Raw genomic sequence first — 19,985 nt, 5'->3', positions numbered from 1 at the left:
CTGAGGCCCGGCCAACGCAACGCTTACCGATCGCAGGAGGCGTCCTCCACCATCCATCGCACCAACTCACCGAACGAGAATCCAGCGTAAGCCGCTATCTCGGGCACCAACGAGGTCTCGGTCATGCCGGGCTGCGTGTTGACTTCCAGACAGACGAGCTCGCCCGATCCATCGGGCTGGTCGTCCCAGCGGAAGTCGGCGCGGCTTACGCCACGGCAGCCGAGAGCTTGGTGTGCCGTCAACGCCAACTGTTGAATGCGACGGTAAATATTTGGTTTAATTTCTGCCGGAAGGACGTGGATCGACCCCCCTTTCGCATACTTCGCGTCATAGTCGTAGAAGGCGCCGGTTGCAGGCTGTATGTCGATGATGTCGAGGACGCGGTCGCCCATCACGGCGCAGGTGAGCTCGCGGCCGGCGACGTAGGCCTCCACCAGCACGGTGTCGCCGTGCGGCCAGTCCGGCCGCGACAGTTCCTGGGGGGGATGCGAACGCCCGTCCTTGACGATGATGACGCCGACCGACGAGCCCTCGTTGACGGGCTTCACCACGTAGGGCGGCGCCATCACGTGGGCCGTCGCCGCCTGTTGGCGGGTGGTGGTGATCCCCCGTGCCACCGGCACGCCGGCTGCCGCCATGACGACCTTGGCACGGTCCTTCTGCATGGCCAGGGCCGAGGCCAGCACGCCTGAATGGGTGTAGGGGATCCGCAGGATCTCGAGGATCCCCTGGACGGTGCCGTCCTCGCCGACACGGCCGTGGAGCGCATTGAAGGCGACGTCCGGACGCAGCGCTGCGAGCGTCGCGCCGATATCGCGGTCGACGTCGATCGGGGTGACCCGATAGCCCTCGCCCTCGAGCGCCCGGCTGCAGGCGGCGCCGGTCCGCAGGGACACCTCCCGCTCGGCCGACCAACCGCCCATCAAGACCGCCACGTGCTTCGTCATGTCCTTGCCCTTCCGCGTGCGCTGCCGCCGGCGCAGGCCTGTCCGATCGGATGTGAGCGCGCCCGATTCGCCGGCGTGGCTCCGCTGATTCGCCGAGGTGGGTGATCCGCCGAGCCTGCCGGGAGCCGGCCTGCGGCGGCACGGCGGGGCAGTCGCGTCTCAGCGTGCGCGGCCCACCCGCTTGATCTCCCAGTCGAGGTCGACGCCGCTGGTGTCGCGGACGCGCCGGCGCACCTCTTCGCCGAGGCCCTCGATATCGGCAGCGGTGGCGCCGCCATGATTGATCAGGAAGTTGCAGTGCAGCTCCGACACCTGGGCGCCGCCGCGGCGCAGGCCCCGGCAACCCGCCTCGTCGACCAGTTGCCAGGCCTTGGCACCGGGCGGGTTCTTGAAGGTCGAGCCGCCGGTACGCGTGCTGACCGGCTGCGTCGCCGCGCGCGTCTCGGTGATGAGCCCCATCTCGGCGGCGATCTCGGCCGGATCGCCGGGCTGGCCCGCGAACAGGGCGGCCGTGAACACCGTGCCGGGATCAACGCTGCTGTGGCGGTAGGTGAAGCCCATGTCGGCATTGCTGAAGATGGCGCGGGTGCCGGCGCGGCTGACGCCTTCGGCCTCCACCAGCACGTCCTTGGTTTCGCCGCCGTAGGCTCCGCCGTTCATGCGCAGCGCGCCGCCCACGGCCCCGGGGATGCCCCGCATGAAGGCGAGACCGGCGATGCCGGCCTTGGCGGCGGCCGAAGCGACCTTGACGTCGGGCGCCGCGGCTCCCGCACGGATGCGGCTGCCCGCCAGGACCTCCACGCCGGCGAACGCGCGCCCCAGCTTGATCACCACCCCCTCGACACCGCCGTCGCGCACCAGGAGGTTGGAGCCGAGCCCGATCACCAGCACCGGCACGGCGGCCGGCAGGTGGGCCAGGAAGAGAGCCAGGTCGTCGGCATCGGCCGGCGTGAACAGCACGTCGGCCGGGCCGCCGGTGCGGAACCAGGACAGTGGCGCCAGCGACGCCGACCGCTCCAGCGTGCCGCGCAGGCCGGCGACGGCCGAGGCCTCCGCGACAACGTCCGCCGGCGTCATGGCTCGCTCCCGCCCGAACGCATCCGCCTTACCCTTTTCGCCCGTCGTGCCGCGCTGTTTGCCCCGCCGTCAGGGCGCCCAGCTCCTCGGGCAGCGCCTGGGCCCATTGCGTGATGGTTCCGGCCCCCAGGCAGACCACGTAGTCGCCCGGCTTGGCGCGGCTGCCGACGATCCCGGCCAGCTCTTCGGGTCCGTCGAGCGGGATCACGTGCCGGTGGCCCCGGGCCTTGAGGCCGGCGATGAGCGAATCGCGGTCGGCACCCTCGATCGGCTGCTCGCCGGCCGCGTAGACCGGCGCGACGACGACCACGTCGGCATCGTTGAAGCAGGTGCAGAAATCGTTGAACAGGGCCGCCAGGCGCGAGTAGCGGTGCGGCTGCACGACGGCGATCACCTGTCCGTCGGTCGAGGCGCGCGCCGCCTTGAGCACGGCCGCGATCTCCACCGGGTGGTGGCCGTAATCGTCGAACACGGCGACGCCATTCCACACGCCGGTGCGGGTGAAGCGACGCTTCACGCCGCTGAAGCCGGCGAGCGCGCGGCGAATCTCGTCGGGCGGAACGCCGAGCTGGTGGGCGACGGCGGTCGCAGCCGTGGCGTTGAGCGCATTGTGCAGGCCGGGCATCGGCATGACGACGTCCTCGATGGCCGTCTCGGTACCGCTCTTGCGGTCGCGCAGCAGCAACGTGAAGCGGCTCCTGCCGCCGACGAGATCCACGTCGACGAGGCGCACGTCCGCCTGCGGGTTCTCGCCGTAGGTGATGACGCGGCGGTCGAGCGTGTGGCCGACCAGGTCCTGCACCGCCGGATGATCGATGCACATCACCGCGAAGCCGTAGAACGGCAGGTTCTCAACGAACGAGCGGAAGGCGTCCTTGACCGCATCGTAGGTCTTGAAGTGGTCGAGGTGCTCGGGATCAATGTTGGTGATGATGGCGACGTCGGCCGGCAGCTTGAGGAAAGTGCCGTCGGATTCGTCGGCCTCCACCACCATCCAGTCGCCGGCGCCGAGGCGGGCGTTGGTGCCGTAGGCGTTGATGATGCCGCCGTTGATGACCGTGGGATCGAAGCCGCCGGCATCGAGCAACGTCGCGACCAGCGACGTGGTCGTCGTCTTGCCGTGCGTGCCGGCGATGGCCACGCAGGTCTTGAGGCGCATGAGCTCGGCCAGCATCTCGGCGCGCCGCACCACGGGGATGCGCTTTTCCCGTGCGGCGACGAGTTCGGGATTGTCCTTGCGGATCGCCGTGGAGACGACGATCACCTCCGCCTCCCCCAGGTTCTCCGCCCGATGGCCGACGAAGGTGCGCATGCCCTTCTGCGCCAGGCGCTTGACGTTGGCGTTGTCGGCCGCGTCGGACCCCTGGACCTTGTAGCCCTGGTTGTGCAGCACCTCGGCGATGCCGGACATGCCGATGCCGCCGATGCCGATGAAATGGATGGGACCGAGCTCGCGCGGCAATTTCATGAAGGACGTCTCCGGCTCAGGCGCGCCGCACTCGCGCCGTGGGCGATCGCGGGCACCTGCCGCGTCTCGGGGTCAAGCTCCACCGGGCCGTCTCTACCGGGCCATGTCGACGACGAGCGCGGCGAGACGTTCGGCGGCATCGGGGATCCCTGCGCTCTTGGCCGCTTCGGCGGCGCGGGTCAAGCCGGCAGGGTCGGCCAGGCGGGCGGCGATGTCGGCGGCCAGGCGCTCCGGCGTGAACTCCGGCTGGGGGATGACGGTCGCTGCGCCAATGGCGGCGAGCGTCGCCGCATTGGCCGCCTGGTCCTGGTCGAGCGAACCCGGCAGTGGGACCAGGATCGAGGCCCGGCCGATAACGCCGAGCTCGGCCACGGTCGAGGCGCCGGAGCGGGCCACCACCAGATGGCCGGCGGCAATACGGGCCGGCAGATCCGTGAAGAAGGCCTCCACCACGGCGCCGATGCCGAGGTCGCGGTAGGTGGCGCGCACCTGCTCCAGGTCCTCCGGACGCGCCTGCTGCGTCACCGCCAGCCGGCCGCGCTGCTCGGCCGGCAGCAAAGCCAGGGCGGACGGCACGATCTCGCTCATGACCCGAGCGCCCTGGCTGCCGCCGAAGACGACGAGCCGCAGCGGCGCGGCGCCGCCGAGCGGCGGCAACGGCTCGGTTGCGGCGGCGATCACGGGCGGCCGCACCGGATTGCCCACGTGGCGGGCTTTGGCCCGAAGATCGTCGGTCAAGCCGCCGACGGCGGCGAAGCCGGTGGCGATCGCCGTCACGCGGCCGGCCAGGAAGCGGTTGGCTCTGCCGAGCACGGCGTTCTGCTCGTGGATGATGGTGGGCGCGCCGACCATGGTGGCGGCCAGCAGCGGCGGCACGCTCGGATAGCCGCCGAAGCCGACGACCAGCGCCGGCCGGATCCGCCGCATCAAGCCGCGCGCCGTCCAGATGCCGCGCCCGAGCGTCAGCGCCGCCTTGGCCATCACCGGCAGCGACTTGCGCGACGGTGTCGCCGAGGAAATCTCGTAGATCGCCTCGGCTGGAAAGGCCGCGACATGGCCGGAAACGCGCGTGTCGGTCGCCAGCGCGACGCGGACGCCGCGCGCCGCCAGCGCCTCGGCCAGGGCCTGGGCCGGAAACAGATGGCCGCCGGTGCCACCGGCCGCCAGCACGACGAGACCGCCGCTGCGCATGGGCTAAAGTCCTGTACGGGCGCGGCGCGCCGGATTGATGCGGTCGAGGATCTCGGCCCGCGGCCGCTTGCGGGTGACCGCGACGAGGAAGCCCATGCCCAGGGCGAGGGAGATCAGGGAGGAGCCGCCATAGCTGATGAACGGCAAGGTCATGCCCTTGGCCGGCATCAGGTGGACGTTCACCGCCATGTTGATACACGCCTGGACGCCGAACAGCATCACCAGGCCGACCGCGGCAAAGCGGCAGAACGGCTCCTCGTTGCGGCGTGCCAGCAGCAGCCCCCGCACGACGATCAGCATGAACAGCAGCACCAGGGCGATGCAGACGACGATGCCGAACTCCTCGGCCGTCACGGCGAAGATGAAGTCGGTATGGGCGTCCGGCAGGATGCGCTTGACCGTGCCCTCGCCGGGGCCCTTGCCGAGCCAGCCTCCCTGGGCAAAGGATTCCAGCGCCGTGTCGACCTGGAAGGTGTCGCCCGACGTCTTGTCCATGAAGCGCTCGAGGCGGGCGCGCACGTGGGGAACGAACTGATAGGCGACGCCGATGCCGAGGGCGCCGACGCCGCCCAGCCCCACCACCCAGAACCAGTGCAGGCCGGCGACGAAGAACAGCCCGGCCCAGACCATGGTGACCAGCATGGTCTGGCCGAAATCCGGTTGCAGGATGAGCGGGATGATCGTTGCCGGCAGGATCAGCACGGCGAGCAGCGTGCCGGGCACGTCGCTGCGCCGCGATCCTTCCGAGAACGCCCACGCGGCCAGGATGACGAAGGCCGGCTTCATGAACTCGGACGGCTGGATCGAGATGCCGCCGAACGACAGCCAGCGGTGCGCCCCCTTTACCTCCGGCCCGAAATGGAGCGTGGCGACGATGAGCGCCATGAACACGACGTAGAGCCCCAGCGACATTCGCCGGACGTGACGAGGGCTCAGGAACGAGGCCGCGATCATGACGGCGGCCGCGGGGACCAGGAAGACGACCTGCCGGTTGACGAAGTGGAAGGTCGACAGGCCGAGCCGCTCGGCCACGGGCGGGCCGCCCGCCATCAGCAGCACGATGCCGGCGACCATGACGGCCGCCACTGTGGCGAGCAGGGCGCGGTCGACCGTCCACCACCACTGACCGACGAAGGTGCGTTCCGCGCGCGAGGCCATCTCATCTCCGCAAAGCTTGTCCCCGCCCTAAGGGCGTGGACCGGCCGCGACAGCCGGCCGCGTCAGCGTGCGCCGGCGCCGTGCTGCGCCAGCCACGCGGCCACCAGCTTGCGGAAATGCTCGCCGCGCGCCTCGAAGTTCGGGTACTGGTCGAACGACGCGCAGGCAGGCGACAGCAGCACGACGGCTTCTGCAGCGGTGGAGGCCAGCGCATCGTCGGCCGCCGCCGCGACCGCCCGATCGAGCGTGCCGCAGCGGACGTAGGGGACCCGTCCCTCGAGCGTCGCGGCGAACGCCTCCGTGGCGTCGCCGATGAGATAGGCTTTGTCTATCTTGGCAAAGAATCCGTTAAGGGAGGCGATGCCACCTTCCTTTTGTTTGCCGCCGAGGATCCAGAAGATCCCGTCCTGGAAGGCGGAGAGCGCCTTGTCGGTCGAGTCGGCATTGGTCGCCTTGGAATCGTTGACGAAGGCGACGTGGCGGAAGCTGCCGAGCGGTTCCATGCGGTGCGCCAGACCGGGAAAGGTGGCGAGGCCGCGGGCGATGACGTCGTGGGCGACGCCGAGCGCCGCCACCGCCGCCGCGGCGGCCAGCGCGTTCTGCGCGTTGTGGCGGCCCCGCAGCGACGCGACGCCGGCCAGGTCGGCGAAAACCTTCCCGTCGTGCCGCAGGTGCGCGCCGTCCGCGCCGTACCGGGCGGCGTCGCTGCTGTCGGAGCGGACGGTGATCGCTGCCCTGCCTTCGCCAGCGAGCCGCGCGGCGATGGCCCGCGTCCAGTCGTCCTCGACGGCGATGACGGCCTGGTCGGCGCCGTCGACCAGGCGCGCCTTGACCGCGGCGTAGTGGTCCATGGTGCCGTGGCGGTCCAGATGATCCGGCGTGACGTTGAGCAGCACGCCCACCGACGGATCGAGCGACGGTGCGAGGTCGATCTGATAAGAGGAGCATTCCACGACGTGGACGCGTTCGGGAGCCGGCGGCTCGAGCGACAGGATGGCGGTGCCGATGTTGCCGCCGAGCTCGACGGTGCAGCCCGCCTCGCGCAGCAGGTGGGCAATGAGCGCCGTCGTGGTGGACTTGCCGTTGGTGCCGGTGATCGCCACGAACGGCGATTTGGGCGCCCGGGCTCGGCGCTCGCGGCAGAACAGCTCGATGTCGCCGATCACCGGGATCCCCGCCGCGGCGGCACGCTCCACGGTCCAATGCGGCGCCGGATGCGTCAGGGGCACTCCCGGGGCCAGCACCAGCGCTGTGAAGGTGGACCAGTCGGCCTCGTTGAGGTCGGCGAGGGCGAGCCCCCGCGCCCGGGCTCGCTCGCAGGAGGCGGCGGCATCGTCGAAGGCGGTCACATCGGCGCCGCCGGCGGCCAGCGCCTCGGCGGTGGCGAGGCCGGAGCCGCCGAGTCCGAAGAGGGCGACGCGGCGGCCGGCGAAGGTCGAGACGGGGATCATGCGCGCGCCCAAGCTCCTGTGGATGCTCAACGCAGCTTCAGTGTCGACAATCCGATCAGCGCCAGCACCACCGAAACGATCCAGAAGCGGATCACCACCTGCGGCTCGGTCCAGCCGAGCTGCTCGAAGTGGTGATGGATCGGCGCCATCTTGAAGACTCGCTTGCCGGTGAGCTTGAAGGAGGCGACCTGGATGATGACCGATACCGCCTCCAGCACGAACAGGCCGCCGATGATGGCAAGCACGATCTCGTGCTTGGCGGCCACCGCCATGGTACCGAGCAGGCCGCCGAGGGCCAGCGAGCCGGTGTCGCCCATGAAGATCTGGGCCGGCGGCGCGTTGAACCAGAGAAAGCCGATGCCGGCACCGATGACGGCGCCGCAGATCACGGCAAGCTCACCGGACCCCGGCACGAAATTGATCTGGAGGTAATTGGCGAACACCGCGTTTCCGGCCAGGTAGACGATCACCCCGAAGGCGGCGGAGGCGATCATCACCGGCACGATCGCCAGGCCGTCGAGGCCGTCGGTCAAGTTCACCGCATTGCCCGCCGCCACGACGACGAAGGCGCCGAAGACGACGAAGAACCAGCCCATGTCGATGAGGAAGCCCTTGATGAAGGGCACGGCGAGCGAGGTGGCCATGCCCGCGTTGGCGCCCGCGGCACCGCGGCTCACGGTGATGATGGCGAAGCAGGCGGCCGCGGCGATCATTGCCTCGACGCCGAGGCGCGCCTTCCCGGAGAACCCCGCGTGGGACTGCTTGGTCACCTTGAGGTAGTCGTCATAGAAGCCGATGGCGCCGAAGCCGATGGTCACCAGCATGACGATCCAGACATAGGGGTTCGCCAGGTTGGCCCAGATCAGGGTGGAGACGATGATACCCGAGAGGATCATCAGCCCGCCCATGGTGGGCGTGCCCTTCTTGGTGAGGACGTGCGACTTCGGCCCATCCTCCCGGATGGGCTGGCCCTTGCCCTGGCGGATCCGCAGCATCGAGATGATGCCCGGGCCGAACATGAAGACGAAGAACAGCGCCGTCGCGGTCGCGCCGCCGGTCCGGAACGTGATGTACCGGAAGACGTTGAGCGCGCTGAACGTCGTCGAGAGGTCGGCAAGCCAATACAGCATGGGCGGCGACAGCCTCCTGATCAGGCCCCGATGGCCTCGTCGGCGTGGACGCTGGGAAACCGCGCCTTCAGGGCTGCGACCAGGCGGGAAATCCGCGTCCCGTTCGACCCCTTGACCATCACGACGTCGCCGGCGCGAATCGTGCTGGCCAGATGCGTCTCCAGTCCGCCCGGCTCGTCGGCATAATGGGCCCGGCGCTCCATGGGAAGTGCGTGCCACAGATTGAGCATCTGCGGGCCGGCCGCAAACACGAGCTGCACATCGTTCTCCACCACATCCCGGGCGAGCTCGGTGTGCAGCTTTTGCGCGTGCGCGCCCAGTTCGAGCATGTCGCCAAGGACGGCGATACGGCGGCCGCGCAGCGTGACCGCGGCCTGGCCGAGGGCGTGCAGCGCGGCCTGCATCGAGGCCGGATTGGCGTTGTAGCTTTCATCGACCAGCATGAAGCTGCCGCCCTGCACGGCGAGCTCGCTACGCGCGCCGCGCCCCTCCGGCGGCGCCAGATCGGCGAAGCGAAGGGCGGCGAGGCACAGGTCGCCGCCGATCGCCTGGATGGCGGCCAGCACCGCCAGGCTGTTGTGCACGAGGTGCCGGCCCGGCGTGCCCAGGCGATAGGCCACCAGCGTGCCCATCACGTCGGCCTCGACCACCGACATGTCCGGCTTGGTGATGGCCCGCACCAGCTTCACGTCGGAGTCCTCGCGCTCGCCGAAGGAGACGATGCGGCCGGCGGGCGAGGCCAGGGCATGCTGCTTCAGCCGCTCGAAATGCGGGCTGTCGCGATTGATGATGGCGGTGCCACCGGGCGCCAGACCCGAGAAGATCTCGCCCTTGGCATCGGCGATCGCCTCCACGGATGGAAAGAACTCCAGATGCACCGGGGCGACCGTCGTCACCACGGCGACGTCGGGCTGCACCATGGCCACGAGCGAGGCGATCTCGCCCGGAGCGCTCATGCCGATCTCGAAGATCCCGAACTCGGTCTCCCGTGGCATGCGGGCCAGCGTCAGCGGCACGCCCCAGTGGTTGTTGTAGGAGGCGACGGACGCATGGGTGCGCCCCTGTCCCATCAGCGTCTGGCGCAGCGCCTCCTTGGTGCTCGTCTTGCCGACCGACCCGGTGACGGCGATCACCCTCGCCCGCGAGCGCGCCCGGCTGGCGCGGCCCGCGGCCACCAGCGCCGCCAACACGTCGTCGACGACGAGGAGAGGCCCGAGCTGGGCCATGTCGGCCGCGTGCGCCTCGTCCACCACAGCCGCCGCGGCGCCCTTGGCCAGGGCTGCTTTGACGAAGTCGTGGCCGTCGCGCGCCTCGCCGGCGACGGCAAAGAACACGTCGCCTGGCATCAGGCTGCGGGTGTCGATCGAGACGCCGGTGACGACTTCAGGCAAGCCGCCGTGGGCCCGCGCATGCATCGCCACCATCAGTTCGAGCCCGGTCCACAGCGGACCGCTGGTCTCATTCGTCATGTCGTCATCTCCGAAACAGCGGCCCGCACCGCCTCGTGGTCCGAGAACGGCAAGGTGGTGGAACCGACGATCTGCCCCGTTTCGTGCCCCTTGCCGGCGACGACCAGGACATCGCCGCGGTTCAAGCCGCGCACCGCGGTTCGGATGGCCTCGCCGCGGTCGCCGATTTCGCGCGCCGACGGCGCGCCTTCCAAAATGGCGGCACGGATCGCAGCTGGATCTTCCGAGCGCGGGTTGTCGTCGGTCACGATGACCGCATCCGCGCCCTCGATGGCTGCCTTCCCCATCAACGGGCGCTTGCCGGGATCACGGTCGCCGCCAGCGCCGACGACGCAGACCAGCCGGCCCGACGCATACGGCCGCAGCGCCGTCAGCACCTCGCGCAGCGCGTCCGGCTTGTGCGCGTAGTCGACGATCACCAAGCCACCGTTGACCTCGGCGACGCGCTCCATGCGACCGGGCACGCCGGTGAGGCCTTCCAAGGCTGCCATCACCGGAGCGGCCTCCTCGCCCGTAGCGATGCACAGGCCCGCGGCCACGAGCGCATTCGCCGCCTGGAACTGGCCGACCAGCGGCAGGCGGACCTTGTATTCCGCGCCCCCGATCTTGACACGGAGCCGCTGTGCAAAGCCATCCGGCTTGATCTCGGTGATCTGCATGTCCTCGCCGCCCTCGCCGACGCTGAGCGTGTCGAGCCCGCGCGCCGCCGCCGCCACGAGGACCTCCTCGCCGTGACCGGAATCGACGTTCACCACGGCGACGCCCGTGGACGGCAGCAGTTCGTTAAAGAGCCGCAGCTTGGCTTCGAAATAGGCGTCCAGGCTGGGATGATAGTCGAGATGGTCGCGGCCCAGGTTGGTGAAGCCGGCCGCGCTGAGGCGCACGCCGTCCAGCCGCCGCTGCTCAAGGCCGTGGGAAGAGGCCTCCATGGCAAGGTGGGTGACGCCCTCGCCCGCGAGCTTGGCCAGCAGTTCGTGCAGCGTGATCGGGTCTGGCGTGGTCAGCGACCCGTAGACGGCCCCGGACGGGGCGATAACGCCGATCGTGCCGAGCGAAGCGGCCTGCCGCCCGCAGGCGGTGAAGATCTGACGCACGAAGTCGGCCACCGAGCTCTTGCCGGCGGTGCCAGTCACCGCCACCACCGTGCGCGGTTGCCTGGGATTGAGCCTGGCGGCGGCCACGGCGAGCGCGCGGCGGGCATCCTTGACCTGGCCGAACGCGACGTCGGCCGGCAGATCGGCCGGACGCTGCCGCTCGGCCACGATCGCCACGGCGCCCCGGGCGAGCGCCTCCGGCACGAAGCTCATCCCGTCGAGCTTGCTGCCAGGCACGGCGACGAAGGCGTAGCCCGGCTGCACCTTGCGCGAGTCGAGAGCCACGCCCGCGACCGGTCGGGAGGCCTCGTCGGCCGGGAAGCTTCCCGGAAACAGCTGGCCGAGCGTCATGTCGAGATCATCTCTCCGCACCTATCCCCCGGGCATCCCAAACCCGGCCCTTGCCATCGGCCTGCCCACGGCCATGGCGCCCTCTGCCCTGCGACGATGGCCATTCTGCGAACGTGAGCGCGGCCTTGAGGGCGACGCCAGAGCGCTCCGCGACGGGGTGGAGCCACCCCGTCGCGGAGAAGCGCACCGGATTTGAGGCCGCTCGATAACGCAAGACCGCGACGATCGCGAGGCCGCCGCATGCGCAGGCCACTCGTCGCGCCTCAGCGCGTTCCCCAGGCGCCGAGGCGCACCATGGTCGGGAAGGGCATCGCCGGGGCTTCGAAGCGCGGCGGCAGGCCGAGCAGCGGCCCCACGCGCTCGATGATCTTGCCGGTGGTCACGCCGGCGTTCCAAGCGGCGGTCGCGTAGCCGCTGGATTCCGGCAGGCCCTGCGGCTCGTCGTACACGGTGACGAACAGGTATTTGGGCTTGTCCGCCGGGGCGATGGCCATGAAGGTGGTGAACAGGCGGTTGTGGGCGTAGCGGCCACCGATCACCTTCTCGGCCGTGCCGGTCTTGCCGCCGACGAAATAGCCGGGGACCAGCGCCTTCCTGGCCGAGCCCTTGGTGCCGTTGAGACGCATGATGTAGCGCAGCGCCTCACTGGTCTCGGGCTTGATGACGCGGCGATACGAGGCCTTGGCGTCTTCGTCGCTGCGCTTGAGGAAGGTGGGCGTGATCCAGTTGCCGCCATTGACGAGCGCGCCGACCGCGGCCGCGGCCTGCAGCGGTGCCACCGCGAGGCCGTGGCCGAAGGCGATGGTCATCGTGTTGAGCTCACCCCAGCGGGCCGGCACGATGGGCTCGGCGTTCTCCGGCAGCTCGGTCTTCAGCCGGTCGAGCTGGCCCATTTTTTTGAGGAAGGTCTTGTGCCCATCGACGCCGACGGCCAGCGCCATGCGGGCCGTGCCGATGTTGGACGAATGCAGGAAGATTTCCGGCACGGTCAGCACACGGTTGGTGCCATGGTAGTCTTTGATGGTGAACCTGCCGTAGCGCAGCCCGCCGCGGGTGTCGAAGCTCGAGTTGATCGACACCTTGCCGCTGTCCAGCGCCATGGCAGTGGTGATGGCCTTGAACGTCGAGCCCATCTCGTAGACTCCCACCGCCATGCGGTTGATGCGGTCCTTCTCCAGCGCATCGACCGGGTTGTTGGGATCGAAATCCGGCAGCGAGACCAGCGAGATCACCTCGCCGGTGTTGACATCGAGGATCAGGGCGGCCGCCGCCTTCGCCTTGAAGTGCGCCATGCCCTTGACCAGTTCGTCGCGCACCGCATGCTCTGCCGGCAGATCGAGGGAGAGCTGCACCGGCTTGAGGTCGGCGGCGCTGGCGGCGAAACCGGCGCCCGCCAGATCCTTGAGGCCCTGGCTGTCGATGTATTTCTCGATGCCGGCGATGCCTTCGTTGTCGACGTTGGCAAAGCCGAGGATGTGGGCGCCGGCGGGGCCGTTGGGATAGACCCGCTTGTTTTCGGGCAGAAAGCCCACGCCCGGGATGCCGAGGCGATGCACCTCGTTGCGCTGGTTGGGCGTCAGCTCGCGCTTGACCCAGACGAAGCCGCGCTTGGTGGAGAGCTTCTCGCGCAAGTCCCGCGCGTTGAGGTCCGGCAACACGGCGGTGATGAGCTCCGTCGCCTCGTCCGGATCGATGATGTTGCGCGGCTCGGCGAAGACCGAATAGGTCTTGATGTCGGTGGCAAGCACTTCGCCGTTGCGGTCGACGATGTCCGGGCGGGCGGCGGAGATGACGCCGCCGCCGATCCGCTCGGACGCGTGCTGCGGCACGATGGCGAAGGAGACCAGGCGGGCGGTGACGGCGCCGAACACGACGGTGAAGGCGAGCACGAGCACCAGGATGCGCGCGTGGCTCTTCTCGGCGCGCATGCGGAAGACGTCTCGGGCGTGATGCCAGAGTCGCCCTCGCCAGAGGCCGCGGCCGGCCGGCGCCGCGCCGTTCGGCGACGGCGGCCCTTGTTCTGCGGTGCGGATCGCGGCGGGGTCGACGGGGGTCGGGTCGAGCATCGCTACCTCGCCGGGGTCTTGCCGGACGCTGGCGTCCGGGCCTCGCCCGGTTCAGAGACCTGGGGCGTGGCGGTGGGGATGGCGAGCCCCAGATCCTCCAGCTTGCGGCCGATCGTGTCGACGCGTGCCTGGCGTTGGGGCAGGTCCGCCATGCGCACGATCTGCTCGATCTCGAGCGGCTTGAGGTCGAGGTGGCGCTCGGCCAGCGCCTGCAGGCGCTCGGGCCGATTCAGACGCTGCCATTCGGCCTGGAGGACGGCGATCGTCTCCTTCTCCTTCTGCACGCGCCGCTTCAACTTGGCGACCTGCTCGGACAGGTAGATCGTGTCGTATTTGATGGAATAGGCGTAGACGGCGGACGCGATGAGCGCGCCGATCGCCATGATGTGCAGCAACCGGATCAAGCGCGACCTCCACGTGAGGAAGAAGCTGCGGGGAGCGCTGCCAGCGCTGCGACGGAGGTTTCTTCCTCGCGCGCCGGCGCCATGGTGCGGGCGGCAGCCCTGAGCTTGGCGGAGCGCGCGCGCGGATTGGCGCGCACCTCCGCCTCCCCGGGCAGCACCGGCCCCCGGGTCACCCCGGTGAACGTCGGCTCGGCCGGCGCGAGCCCTGGGAGGTAGCGCGAGGCGCCCCCCTTGCCTTCGCGCTTGGCGAAGAACTGTTTGACGATGCGGTCTTCCAGGGAATGGAAGGTCACCACCACCAGGCGGCCGCCCGGCGCGAGTGCCCGCTCGGCGGCGTGCAGCGCCCGCACCAGCTCCCCCAACTCGTCGTTGACGGCGATGCGCAGGGCCTGAAACGTGCGGGTCGCCGGATGCGGCCCGTTGGGCTCCGCCCGCACGATGCTCGCGACAATGTCCGCCAGTTCGCGCGTGGTGCGGATCGGCGCCTTGCGCCGCGCCTCGATCAGGGCATGCGCTACGGCGCGAGCGCGCCGCTCTTCGCCATAGTGATAGATGATGTCGGCCAGCCGCGCCTCGCTCGCGCCGTTGACGATGTCGGCGGCGCTGTCTCCGTCGCTGCCCATGCGCATGTCGAGCGGGCCATCGAGACGGAACGAAAAGCCCCGCTCGCCCTCGTCGAGCTGCATGGACGACACGCCGATGTCGAGAACGACGCCGTCGAGGGGCACGAAGCCCTCCCCCGCCGCCACCGCATCGAGCTCGCCGAAGCAGGCCTCGATCAGGGTCAGGCGGCCGAGCGAGGACCGCACCAGCTTCTCGCCAGCCATGACCGCCGTGGGATCACGATCGAGCGCGAGCAGCCGCGCCGCCCTGCTGGCCTTCAGGATCGCGGCGCTGTAGCCGCCGGCGCCGAAGGTGCCGTCCAGGAAACGGCCGCCGCGCTCGGGCGCCAGGGCCACGAGCACCTCCCCCAGGAGCACCGGAACGTGACGAGCCGGTCCGCCAGCGGCGCCGGCATCACCGTCGCCGCGGCCCGTCATGTCCCCGGAACCCCTGGGGGTGGAGAACTTCCCGGGCGCGCCGCGAGCCGCGCGCCGAGGGTCTTCTTGAGATCCCGAACCCGGGCGCGCGCCTCGTCGAGGTGCTGCCGGAAATGCTCCGGCTCCCAGATCTGAAACTTGTGGCCATGCCCCACCAAGGTCACCGTATCCGTGATGCCCGCATGGGCCTTCAAACTCTCGGTCAAGATCACCCGGCCTTCCGGATCGATCTTCAAGACCTCGCTCGTACCGAGCAGCGCGGTCGATAGATGGTCTCGCTCCTCCGAATACGGCGAGAGGGACGCGAGCAGCGCATCGATCTCGCCCAGCAGCGCATTGCCGCCCGCATCCAGCGCCGGCGCATCCAGCCCCGGATGGACGTAGAGGCCCTCGAACCCGTCGCGCGCCAGCACCGCCCGGAACGAGGCCGGGATCGACACCCGGCCCTTTGAATCGAGCCGGTTGGTGAAGTTGGACACGAAACGGTCCATCGCCCCCGACCGATCCAGCTTTCCTGCTCCGCATGACGACGACCGCAATGCCGAAGCGCACGCCTGGGCCGCATCCGCCCCGCGACGGGCCCTGCCGTTGGACCGGCCGGCTGTGGGCCAACCCCGTCCTTCCGGCCGATGCAAGCGCTGGCTGGATGATTTGGGATATCATGGGACCATATGGGCGTCAATGGAATCGACTGGGGACAACGTGGGTTGGCCCGCGTGGTCGCGATCACGCCACGTTAAGGTTAACGAAGTGTATTCAAGGGCTTGCAGAGATATTGCCGGAATGGACTCGCGCACCGACGACTGGCCGGCGCGGCAACCACCAGGGGCGGCCGCCGTTAGCGGCGCCCGCCACCAACGGCCCGCTCTGCGGGCGAAAATATGGAAGGAAATTTGCCAGCCGGCCTATAAGCCGGGTTCTGTAAGGCCCCGAACGCGTTCGGGACGTGACGACCATTCCTCTGGGACGGCCGTTACCGGCCGCCTCAAGCAACCAACCCGGGCGACTAGGCGGAAAACAGGCCTACGCTTGCGCGTGCGCCGCCCCTATTTGGTTTTGCTCCCGGTGGGGTTTGCCGTGCCGTCCCCGTTGCCGGCGACGCGGTGCGCTCTTACCGCACCCTTTCACCCTGACCTCCGGCGGGCCGAAGGCGGACTGCTCTCTGTGGCACTTTCCCTAGGGTCACCCCCGCCGGACGTTATCCGGCACCGTGTTTCCGTGGAGCCCGGACTTTCCTCTGTCGCATGCGACAGCGGCCGTCCGGCCGACTGGCAGGTCCGATGTGAGCCGCTTGCGGCGCGCGGTCAAGAGCCAGTGGCCGCCGACGGTTCAGTGGGACGCCATCATCGTGCGCACGCGGGCGCAATACTGGGCGGCGGCCCGTGTCATGCTCATCGCCCGATGGCCAGCCTGATACTTGAGGATGGTGCGGCAGGTATCCCCGTCGGCCAGTTGATAGGCCATGGCGAGATATTTGAGGCCATAGCGCAGGTTGGTGTCGGCATCGTAGAGGCCGCTCACCGGACCGCCGTAGCCGACCGAGCGGGCGGTGGCCGGATGGATCTGACTCAGGCCGATATAGGGGCCGTTGCGGGCGTTGGGATTGTAGCGGCTCTCGACGCGGATGACGGCGTCGGCGAGGCCGACCGGAATGCCGTAGGTGCGGGCATGCTTGGCAATCAGGTCGGCGACCGCCGCGCGCGCCGCCCGGTCGCGGTCGCGGCTGTGCCAGCGCCCACGACGGCCCGCCTCCGGCAACTCCTCGGGCGCCAAGGCCGCTGGCGCCTGCGGGGCCGCCGGCTGGCTCTGCTGCGGCTGGCCCGACAGAAACTTGACGATGTCGAAGCCTCCGGCAGGGGCGGTGGCCTGTGTCGCGGCCGACGCCTGCACCACCGGCGCGGCAGCAGCAGTCGCCGCCTGGTCCTGCGCCTCTGCCGCCTCGGCGGCCCGCCGCTGTGCCCGCCGCCGCGCCTTGGCTTCCCAGCGGGACATGCGCGCCGTCGCCACCCCGCTTCTGGCCTCCCCCGCGGGGAGCCTGGCGGTATTCGGCTCCGCCGCGGCAGTCCCGTCAGCGGGCTGAACCGGCTCGGTCACGGCGGGCTGGCCGGCGGCGGCCCGTGCCGTGCTCGGCGCCTCTTTCTTGGCGGCGGCCTTGGCCGGCTTCCTGTCCTGGGCGGCCTTGGTTGCCGGCTCACGGACGGGCGGCAGCGGTGCGGTCGCGGCGACGGCCGTGTCGTCTGCCGGCCCAGCGGTCTTTGCCGTGGGCTTGCTGGGCGTGGACTTGTTGGCCGAAGCGGGCTTGCTGGCCGAAGCGGGCTTGGGTGCGGCTTCCGACCTGTGCACCGGCTTGCCCGGCTTGGGCGCGTCCGGCCATGGCGAGCCGCTGGTGGGAAGGAGCGTGGACGGCAGCGCCGGCTTGGTGCCCTCCTGCGCCGAAACGGCGCTGGGCACGAGAACCGTCGCGACGGCATAAAGCAACGCCGCCGTGATCGGTGTCGGACTTCCCACGATGATGGTCTCCCGCCCCGTTGGACTGCGAGGCTACAACCTGCCGCCAAATACGGCAATCGTGTGAGGCCAATGCCATTCTGACGTCGGAAAGTTGACGACGGCCGCAGGACCGCCCAGCAACTGACCTGACCCGACATGCGCCAGCAGTTGCTGGATTATTACTGCGACGCCGGCCGGGCGGCCGTCATGCTTTGCCGCATCTTGGCCTCTTTCCCCTTTGCTGGTAGGGAATTATTCTGCGCCGCCAGCTCATTTCCCGTGCAGCGCAGGCCACGTTTCGTAACGGCGACAGGGGAGCACGCGCATGAAGAAGTGGTTGGCCATCGGGTTCGTGGCAGTGACCGTATCGGCTTGCTACACGCCGCAGGATCGTGCCGTCGGTGGCGCCGCCCTCGGCGGCCTCGCCGGTGCAGCCATCGGCGGGGCCGCGACGGGCACCGGCGGCGGTGCGCTGGCCGGCGCCGCGATCGGCGCCGTCGGCGGCGCCATGGTGGGCGCGGCCACCGCTCCCGCCAACTGCCGCTACTATTATTACGCCGGGCGGCGGTATCAGGAATGCTACTGAGTTCGTCCGACGCGACCTCGACGTTGCGCTGACGGCGCCAGCCGCGAGACCGGCCGTCGATGATGGACCGCCGCGTGGCACGACGTGAACGGGATAGTCAGATCCCGCCGGCAGAGCCGGCGGGATTTTTGCGTATTACGGCCGCTTTTCCGTTTCAGGAGCGGGGTGCGCGCGTCGCAACGGACAGAATCGCCCGCTTGCGACGTGCTCCTCTTTGATCAGGAACGCGACTCGGGCGAGCGGGTGACCCTATCCGATCGGCTGGGAAGCGCCCTTGCGGACACGAATCATGAGCGTATGGGGAAAACTAAGCGGTGCAGGACTGGGAGCCCTCATCGGCGGCCCGCTCGGCGCGCTCGTGGGGGGCGCGGCCGGCCATGCCCTGGTCGACCGTCTGCTGTTCGGCACGGCCCCGCCCGACGTGGTTTTCGCCACCGGGCTGGTGGCGCTGTGCGCCAAGATGGCCAAGGCCGACGGCGTCGTCACCCAGAACGAGGTGCTGGCCTTCCGCCGCATCATCGACGTGCCGCCGGCGGAACTGCGCCGTGTCGAGCGGTTGTTCGATCTCGCGCGCCACACCACGGCCGGCTACGAAGCCTACGCCCGCCAACTCCGCGACCGCTTCCGCGACGACCAGCCCCTGCTCGAGAGCGTCGTCGACGGGCTGTTCGAGATCGCCAAGGCAGACCACGCCATTCACGAGGCCGAGACCGCCTATCTCGAGCACGTCACCCTCGCGCTGGGGCTCGACCATGCGGATTACCGCCGCATCGAGGCCCGTCACGTGGCGCGCCCCGACGACCCTTACGTCGTGCTGGGGGCGGAACGCGGCATGAGCAACGCGGAATTGCGCACCCACTATCGCCGCCTGGTGAGCGAGAGCCACCCCGACCGGTTGATCGCCGCCGGCCTGCCCGCCGAGGCGGTGTCCATCGCCACGGACCGGACGGCCGCGATCAACGCCGCCTGGGAGCGCATCCGCCGCGAGCGGGCGGCTTAGAGCGGGATGACTCTGTTCGAATCGTCCCGCTCCAAGCCTTTGATTTCACCATGATCTTGTCCAAGAACCGGTCGTCAGTTTTTGGGATCATGCTCTAGCATGGCACCCGCGATCGATCTGACGATGGAGGGCGCGGCGCGCGCCGGCATGACTATGACGAAGCTGGTTCCCGATAGCCCTGCCGCGGCCAAGGTTTTCCCCTCGCCCAACCACGGCGAGCGGGCCGGCGGGCAGCCGCCGCGCCTGCTCATCCTGCACTACACCGGCATGGCGCAGGCGGCGGAGGCCTTGCAGCGGCTCTGCAACGCCGCTTCCAAGGTATCGTCTCACTATTTCGTGTTCGAGAACGGCCATGTGCTGCAGCTCGTGCCGGAGGCCCGCCGCGCCTGGCATGCGGGGCTCGCGCAATGGGCCGGAGAGACCGACATCAACTCCGCCTCGATCGGCATCGAGATCGCCAACCCGGGCCACGCCGGCGGGCTGCCGCCATTCCCCGAGGCGCAGATCGCGGCGGTGGTCCGGCTCTGCCAGGACATCGTGCAGCGGCGCGGCATCCGCGCCGACCTGGTGCTCGGCCATTCGGACGTGGCACCCGAGCGCAAGGACGATCCCGGCGAGTTGTTCCCGTGGCGGCGTCTGGCCGAGGCGGGCGTCGGCCATTGGGCCGCCCCCGCCCCGATCCGCAGCGGGCGGTTCTTCAGCCCCGGCGAAAGCGGCGCTCCGATCGAGGCGCTGCAAGCGATGCTGGCGCTGTATGGATACGGGATCGACATCACCGGCGTCTACGATCGGCGCACCGAGGCGGTGGTGACGGCATTCCAGCGCCATTTCCGCCCCGAGCGGGTAGACGGCATCGCCGATGCCTCGACGATCAGCACCCTGCACGACCTGATCGGCTCCCGGCCGGGGCCGCTGCTAGCCTAGAGCGTTTTCGAGCGAAGTGGACGCCGGTTCGCGTGAAGAAAACGCGACAAATCAAATAGATAGATCATTTCGGCGATTCGAATAAACGCGGAAATGCTCTAGACCGATGCGAAGGGCGGCATCGCCAAATAACCAACAA

17 protein-coding genes and 1 other RNA gene are annotated in these 19,985 nt (G+C 69.5%); 3 read left to right on the top strand and 15 right to left on the bottom strand.

Annotated features, from left to right (window positions below):
- Window positions 1-23: 23 nt before the first annotated feature.
- The 15 genes from IEW34_RS13500 to IEW34_RS30515 all read right to left on the bottom strand — a co-directional run bounded on the left by IEW34_RS13500 (window position 24) and on the right by IEW34_RS30515 (window position 17,354).
- Window positions 24-947: a D-alanine--D-alanine ligase gene (locus tag IEW34_RS13500; RefSeq protein ID WP_188609694.1), complete on the bottom strand. Its 924-nt coding sequence runs from the start codon at window positions 945-947 to the stop codon at window positions 24-26.
- A gap of 159 nt (window positions 948-1,106) precedes the next feature.
- Window positions 1,107-2,024 carry a UDP-N-acetylmuramate dehydrogenase gene (gene murB / locus IEW34_RS13495; protein WP_188609693.1) on the bottom strand — a complete coding sequence of 306 codons (918 nt, stop codon included), beginning with the start codon at window positions 2,022-2,024 and terminating at the stop codon, window positions 1,107-1,109.
- Between the two features lie 28 nt (window positions 2,025-2,052).
- Window positions 2,053-3,492 carry a UDP-N-acetylmuramate--L-alanine ligase gene (murC, locus tag IEW34_RS13490; RefSeq protein WP_188609692.1) on the bottom strand — a complete coding sequence of 480 codons (1,440 nt, stop codon included), beginning with the start codon at window positions 3,490-3,492 and terminating at the stop codon, window positions 2,053-2,055.
- Between the two features lie 93 nt (window positions 3,493-3,585).
- Entirely contained in the window at window positions 3,586-4,683 is a 1,098-nt protein-coding gene (gene murG / locus IEW34_RS13485) for an undecaprenyldiphospho-muramoylpentapeptide beta-N-acetylglucosaminyltransferase (RefSeq protein ID WP_188609691.1), read from the bottom strand.
- Window positions 4,684-4,686: 3 nt separating this feature from the next.
- Window positions 4,687-5,841, bottom strand: a complete 1,155-nt coding sequence (gene ftsW, locus IEW34_RS13480; RefSeq protein WP_188609690.1) for a putative lipid II flippase FtsW — start codon at window positions 5,839-5,841, stop codon at window positions 4,687-4,689.
- Between the two features lie 62 nt (window positions 5,842-5,903).
- The gene (murD, locus tag IEW34_RS13475) at window positions 5,904-7,292 is read right to left on the bottom strand and encodes a UDP-N-acetylmuramoyl-L-alanine--D-glutamate ligase (RefSeq protein WP_188609689.1); all 1,389 of its coding nucleotides are present in this window, start codon (window positions 7,290-7,292) and stop codon (window positions 5,904-5,906) included.
- A 26-nt stretch (window positions 7,293-7,318) separates the two neighbouring features.
- Entirely contained in the window at window positions 7,319-8,422 is a 1,104-nt protein-coding gene (gene mraY, locus IEW34_RS13470; protein ID WP_188609688.1) for a phospho-N-acetylmuramoyl-pentapeptide-transferase, read from the bottom strand.
- 20 nt (window positions 8,423-8,442) lie between these two features.
- Complete coding sequence (locus IEW34_RS13465; RefSeq protein WP_188609687.1) at window positions 8,443-9,891, bottom strand: UDP-N-acetylmuramoylalanyl-D-glutamyl-2,6-diaminopimelate--D-alanyl-D-alanine ligase; 1,449 nt, start codon at window positions 9,889-9,891, stop codon at window positions 8,443-8,445.
- Window positions 9,888-11,336, bottom strand: coding sequence for a UDP-N-acetylmuramoyl-L-alanyl-D-glutamate--2,6-diaminopimelate ligase (locus IEW34_RS13460; RefSeq protein ID WP_188609686.1), 1,449 nt, complete (start codon window positions 11,334-11,336; stop codon window positions 9,888-9,890). Before IEW34_RS13460 ends, IEW34_RS13465 begins: the two co-directional genes overlap by 4 nt.
- Window positions 11,337-11,599: 263 nt before the next feature.
- Entirely contained in the window at window positions 11,600-13,402 is a 1,803-nt protein-coding gene (locus IEW34_RS13455; protein ID WP_188609685.1) for a peptidoglycan D,D-transpeptidase FtsI family protein, read from the bottom strand.
- Between the two features lie 2 nt (window positions 13,403-13,404).
- Window positions 13,405-13,806 (bottom strand): cell division protein FtsL, encoded by a 402-nt coding sequence (gene ftsL / locus IEW34_RS13450; protein ID WP_188609684.1) that lies wholly within the window; start codon window positions 13,804-13,806, stop codon window positions 13,405-13,407.
- A complete protein-coding gene (gene rsmH / locus IEW34_RS13445) occupies window positions 13,803-14,846 on the bottom strand; it encodes a 16S rRNA (cytosine(1402)-N(4))-methyltransferase RsmH (RefSeq protein ID WP_188609683.1) in 1,044 nt (347 codons plus the stop codon). The genes ftsL and rsmH overlap by 4 nt, the downstream gene beginning before the upstream one ends.
- On the bottom strand, window positions 14,843-15,337 hold the full coding sequence (locus IEW34_RS13440) for a division/cell wall cluster transcriptional repressor MraZ (RefSeq protein ID WP_188609682.1): 495 nt from the start codon (window positions 15,335-15,337) through the stop codon (window positions 14,843-14,845). The genes rsmH and IEW34_RS13440 overlap by 4 nt, the downstream gene beginning before the upstream one ends.
- A 401-nt stretch (window positions 15,338-15,738) precedes the next feature.
- Window positions 15,739-16,118: RNase P RNA component class A (gene rnpB, locus IEW34_RS13435), an RNA gene on the bottom strand.
- Between the two features lie 57 nt (window positions 16,119-16,175).
- Window positions 16,176-17,354: a lytic transglycosylase domain-containing protein gene (locus IEW34_RS30515; protein WP_244641959.1), complete on the bottom strand. Its 1,179-nt coding sequence runs from the start codon at window positions 17,352-17,354 to the stop codon at window positions 16,176-16,178.
- Between the two features lie 307 nt (window positions 17,355-17,661).
- Here IEW34_RS30515 and IEW34_RS13425 point away from each other — a divergent pair, with 307 nt between their 5' ends.
- The 3 genes from IEW34_RS13425 to IEW34_RS13415 all read left to right on the top strand — a co-directional run bounded on the left by IEW34_RS13425 (window position 17,662) and on the right by IEW34_RS13415 (window position 19,846).
- Window positions 17,662-17,922, top strand: a complete 261-nt coding sequence (locus IEW34_RS13425; RefSeq protein WP_188609681.1) for a YMGG-like glycine zipper-containing protein — start codon at window positions 17,662-17,664, stop codon at window positions 17,920-17,922.
- 289 nt (window positions 17,923-18,211) lie between these two features.
- Window positions 18,212-18,922, top strand: coding sequence for a J domain-containing protein (locus IEW34_RS13420; protein ID WP_188609680.1), 711 nt, complete (start codon window positions 18,212-18,214; stop codon window positions 18,920-18,922).
- 153 nt (window positions 18,923-19,075) lie between these two features.
- Window positions 19,076-19,846, top strand: coding sequence for an N-acetylmuramoyl-L-alanine amidase (locus tag IEW34_RS13415; protein WP_188609796.1), 771 nt, complete (start codon window positions 19,076-19,078; stop codon window positions 19,844-19,846).
- Window positions 19,847-19,985: the final 139 nt, after the last annotated feature.

Origin of the sequence: Chelatococcus reniformis, assembly GCF_014640075.1 — a bacterium.
In the GTDB taxonomy this organism is placed as follows: Bacteria; Pseudomonadota; Alphaproteobacteria; order Rhizobiales; family Beijerinckiaceae; genus Camelimonas; species Camelimonas reniformis.
This window is presented reverse-complemented; position numbering and strand designations above follow the sequence as displayed.

Excerpts from the sequence above, each read along its gene's own strand:
- IEW34_RS13500 (WP_188609694.1), bottom strand. The coding sequence starts at position 947 with ATGACGAAGCACGTGGCGGTCTTGATGGGCGGTTGGTCGGCCGAGCGG.
- murB (WP_188609693.1), bottom strand. The coding sequence starts at position 2,024 with ATGACGCCGGCGGACGTTGTCGCGGAGGCCTCGGCCGTCGCCGGCCTG.
- murC (WP_188609692.1), bottom strand. The coding sequence starts at position 3,492 with ATGAAATTGCCGCGCGAGCTCGGTCCCATCCATTTCATCGGCATCGGC.
- murG (WP_188609691.1), bottom strand. The coding sequence starts at position 4,683 with ATGCGCAGCGGCGGTCTCGTCGTGCTGGCGGCCGGTGGCACCGGCGGC.
- ftsW (WP_188609690.1), bottom strand. The coding sequence starts at position 5,841 with ATGGCCTCGCGCGCGGAACGCACCTTCGTCGGTCAGTGGTGGTGGACG.
- murD (WP_188609689.1), bottom strand. The coding sequence starts at position 7,292 with ATGATCCCCGTCTCGACCTTCGCCGGCCGCCGCGTCGCCCTCTTCGGA.
- mraY (WP_188609688.1), bottom strand. The coding sequence starts at position 8,422 with ATGCTGTATTGGCTTGCCGACCTCTCGACGACGTTCAGCGCGCTCAAC.
- IEW34_RS13465 (WP_188609687.1), bottom strand. The coding sequence starts at position 9,891 with ATGACGAATGAGACCAGCGGTCCGCTGTGGACCGGGCTCGAACTGATG.
- IEW34_RS13460 (WP_188609686.1), bottom strand. The coding sequence starts at position 11,336 with ATGACGCTCGGCCAGCTGTTTCCGGGAAGCTTCCCGGCCGACGAGGCC.
- IEW34_RS13455 (WP_188609685.1), bottom strand. The coding sequence starts at position 13,402 with ATGCTCGACCCGACCCCCGTCGACCCCGCCGCGATCCGCACCGCAGAA.
- rsmH (WP_188609683.1), bottom strand. The coding sequence starts at position 14,846 with ATGACGGGCCGCGGCGACGGTGATGCCGGCGCCGCTGGCGGACCGGCT.
- IEW34_RS13440 (WP_188609682.1), bottom strand. The coding sequence starts at position 15,337 with ATGGACCGTTTCGTGTCCAACTTCACCAACCGGCTCGATTCAAAGGGC.
- IEW34_RS13425 (WP_188609681.1), top strand. The coding sequence starts at position 17,662 with ATGAAGAAGTGGTTGGCCATCGGGTTCGTGGCAGTGACCGTATCGGCT.
- IEW34_RS13420 (WP_188609680.1), top strand. The coding sequence starts at position 18,212 with ATGAGCGTATGGGGAAAACTAAGCGGTGCAGGACTGGGAGCCCTCATC.
- IEW34_RS13415 (WP_188609796.1), top strand. The coding sequence starts at position 19,076 with ATGACGAAGCTGGTTCCCGATAGCCCTGCCGCGGCCAAGGTTTTCCCC.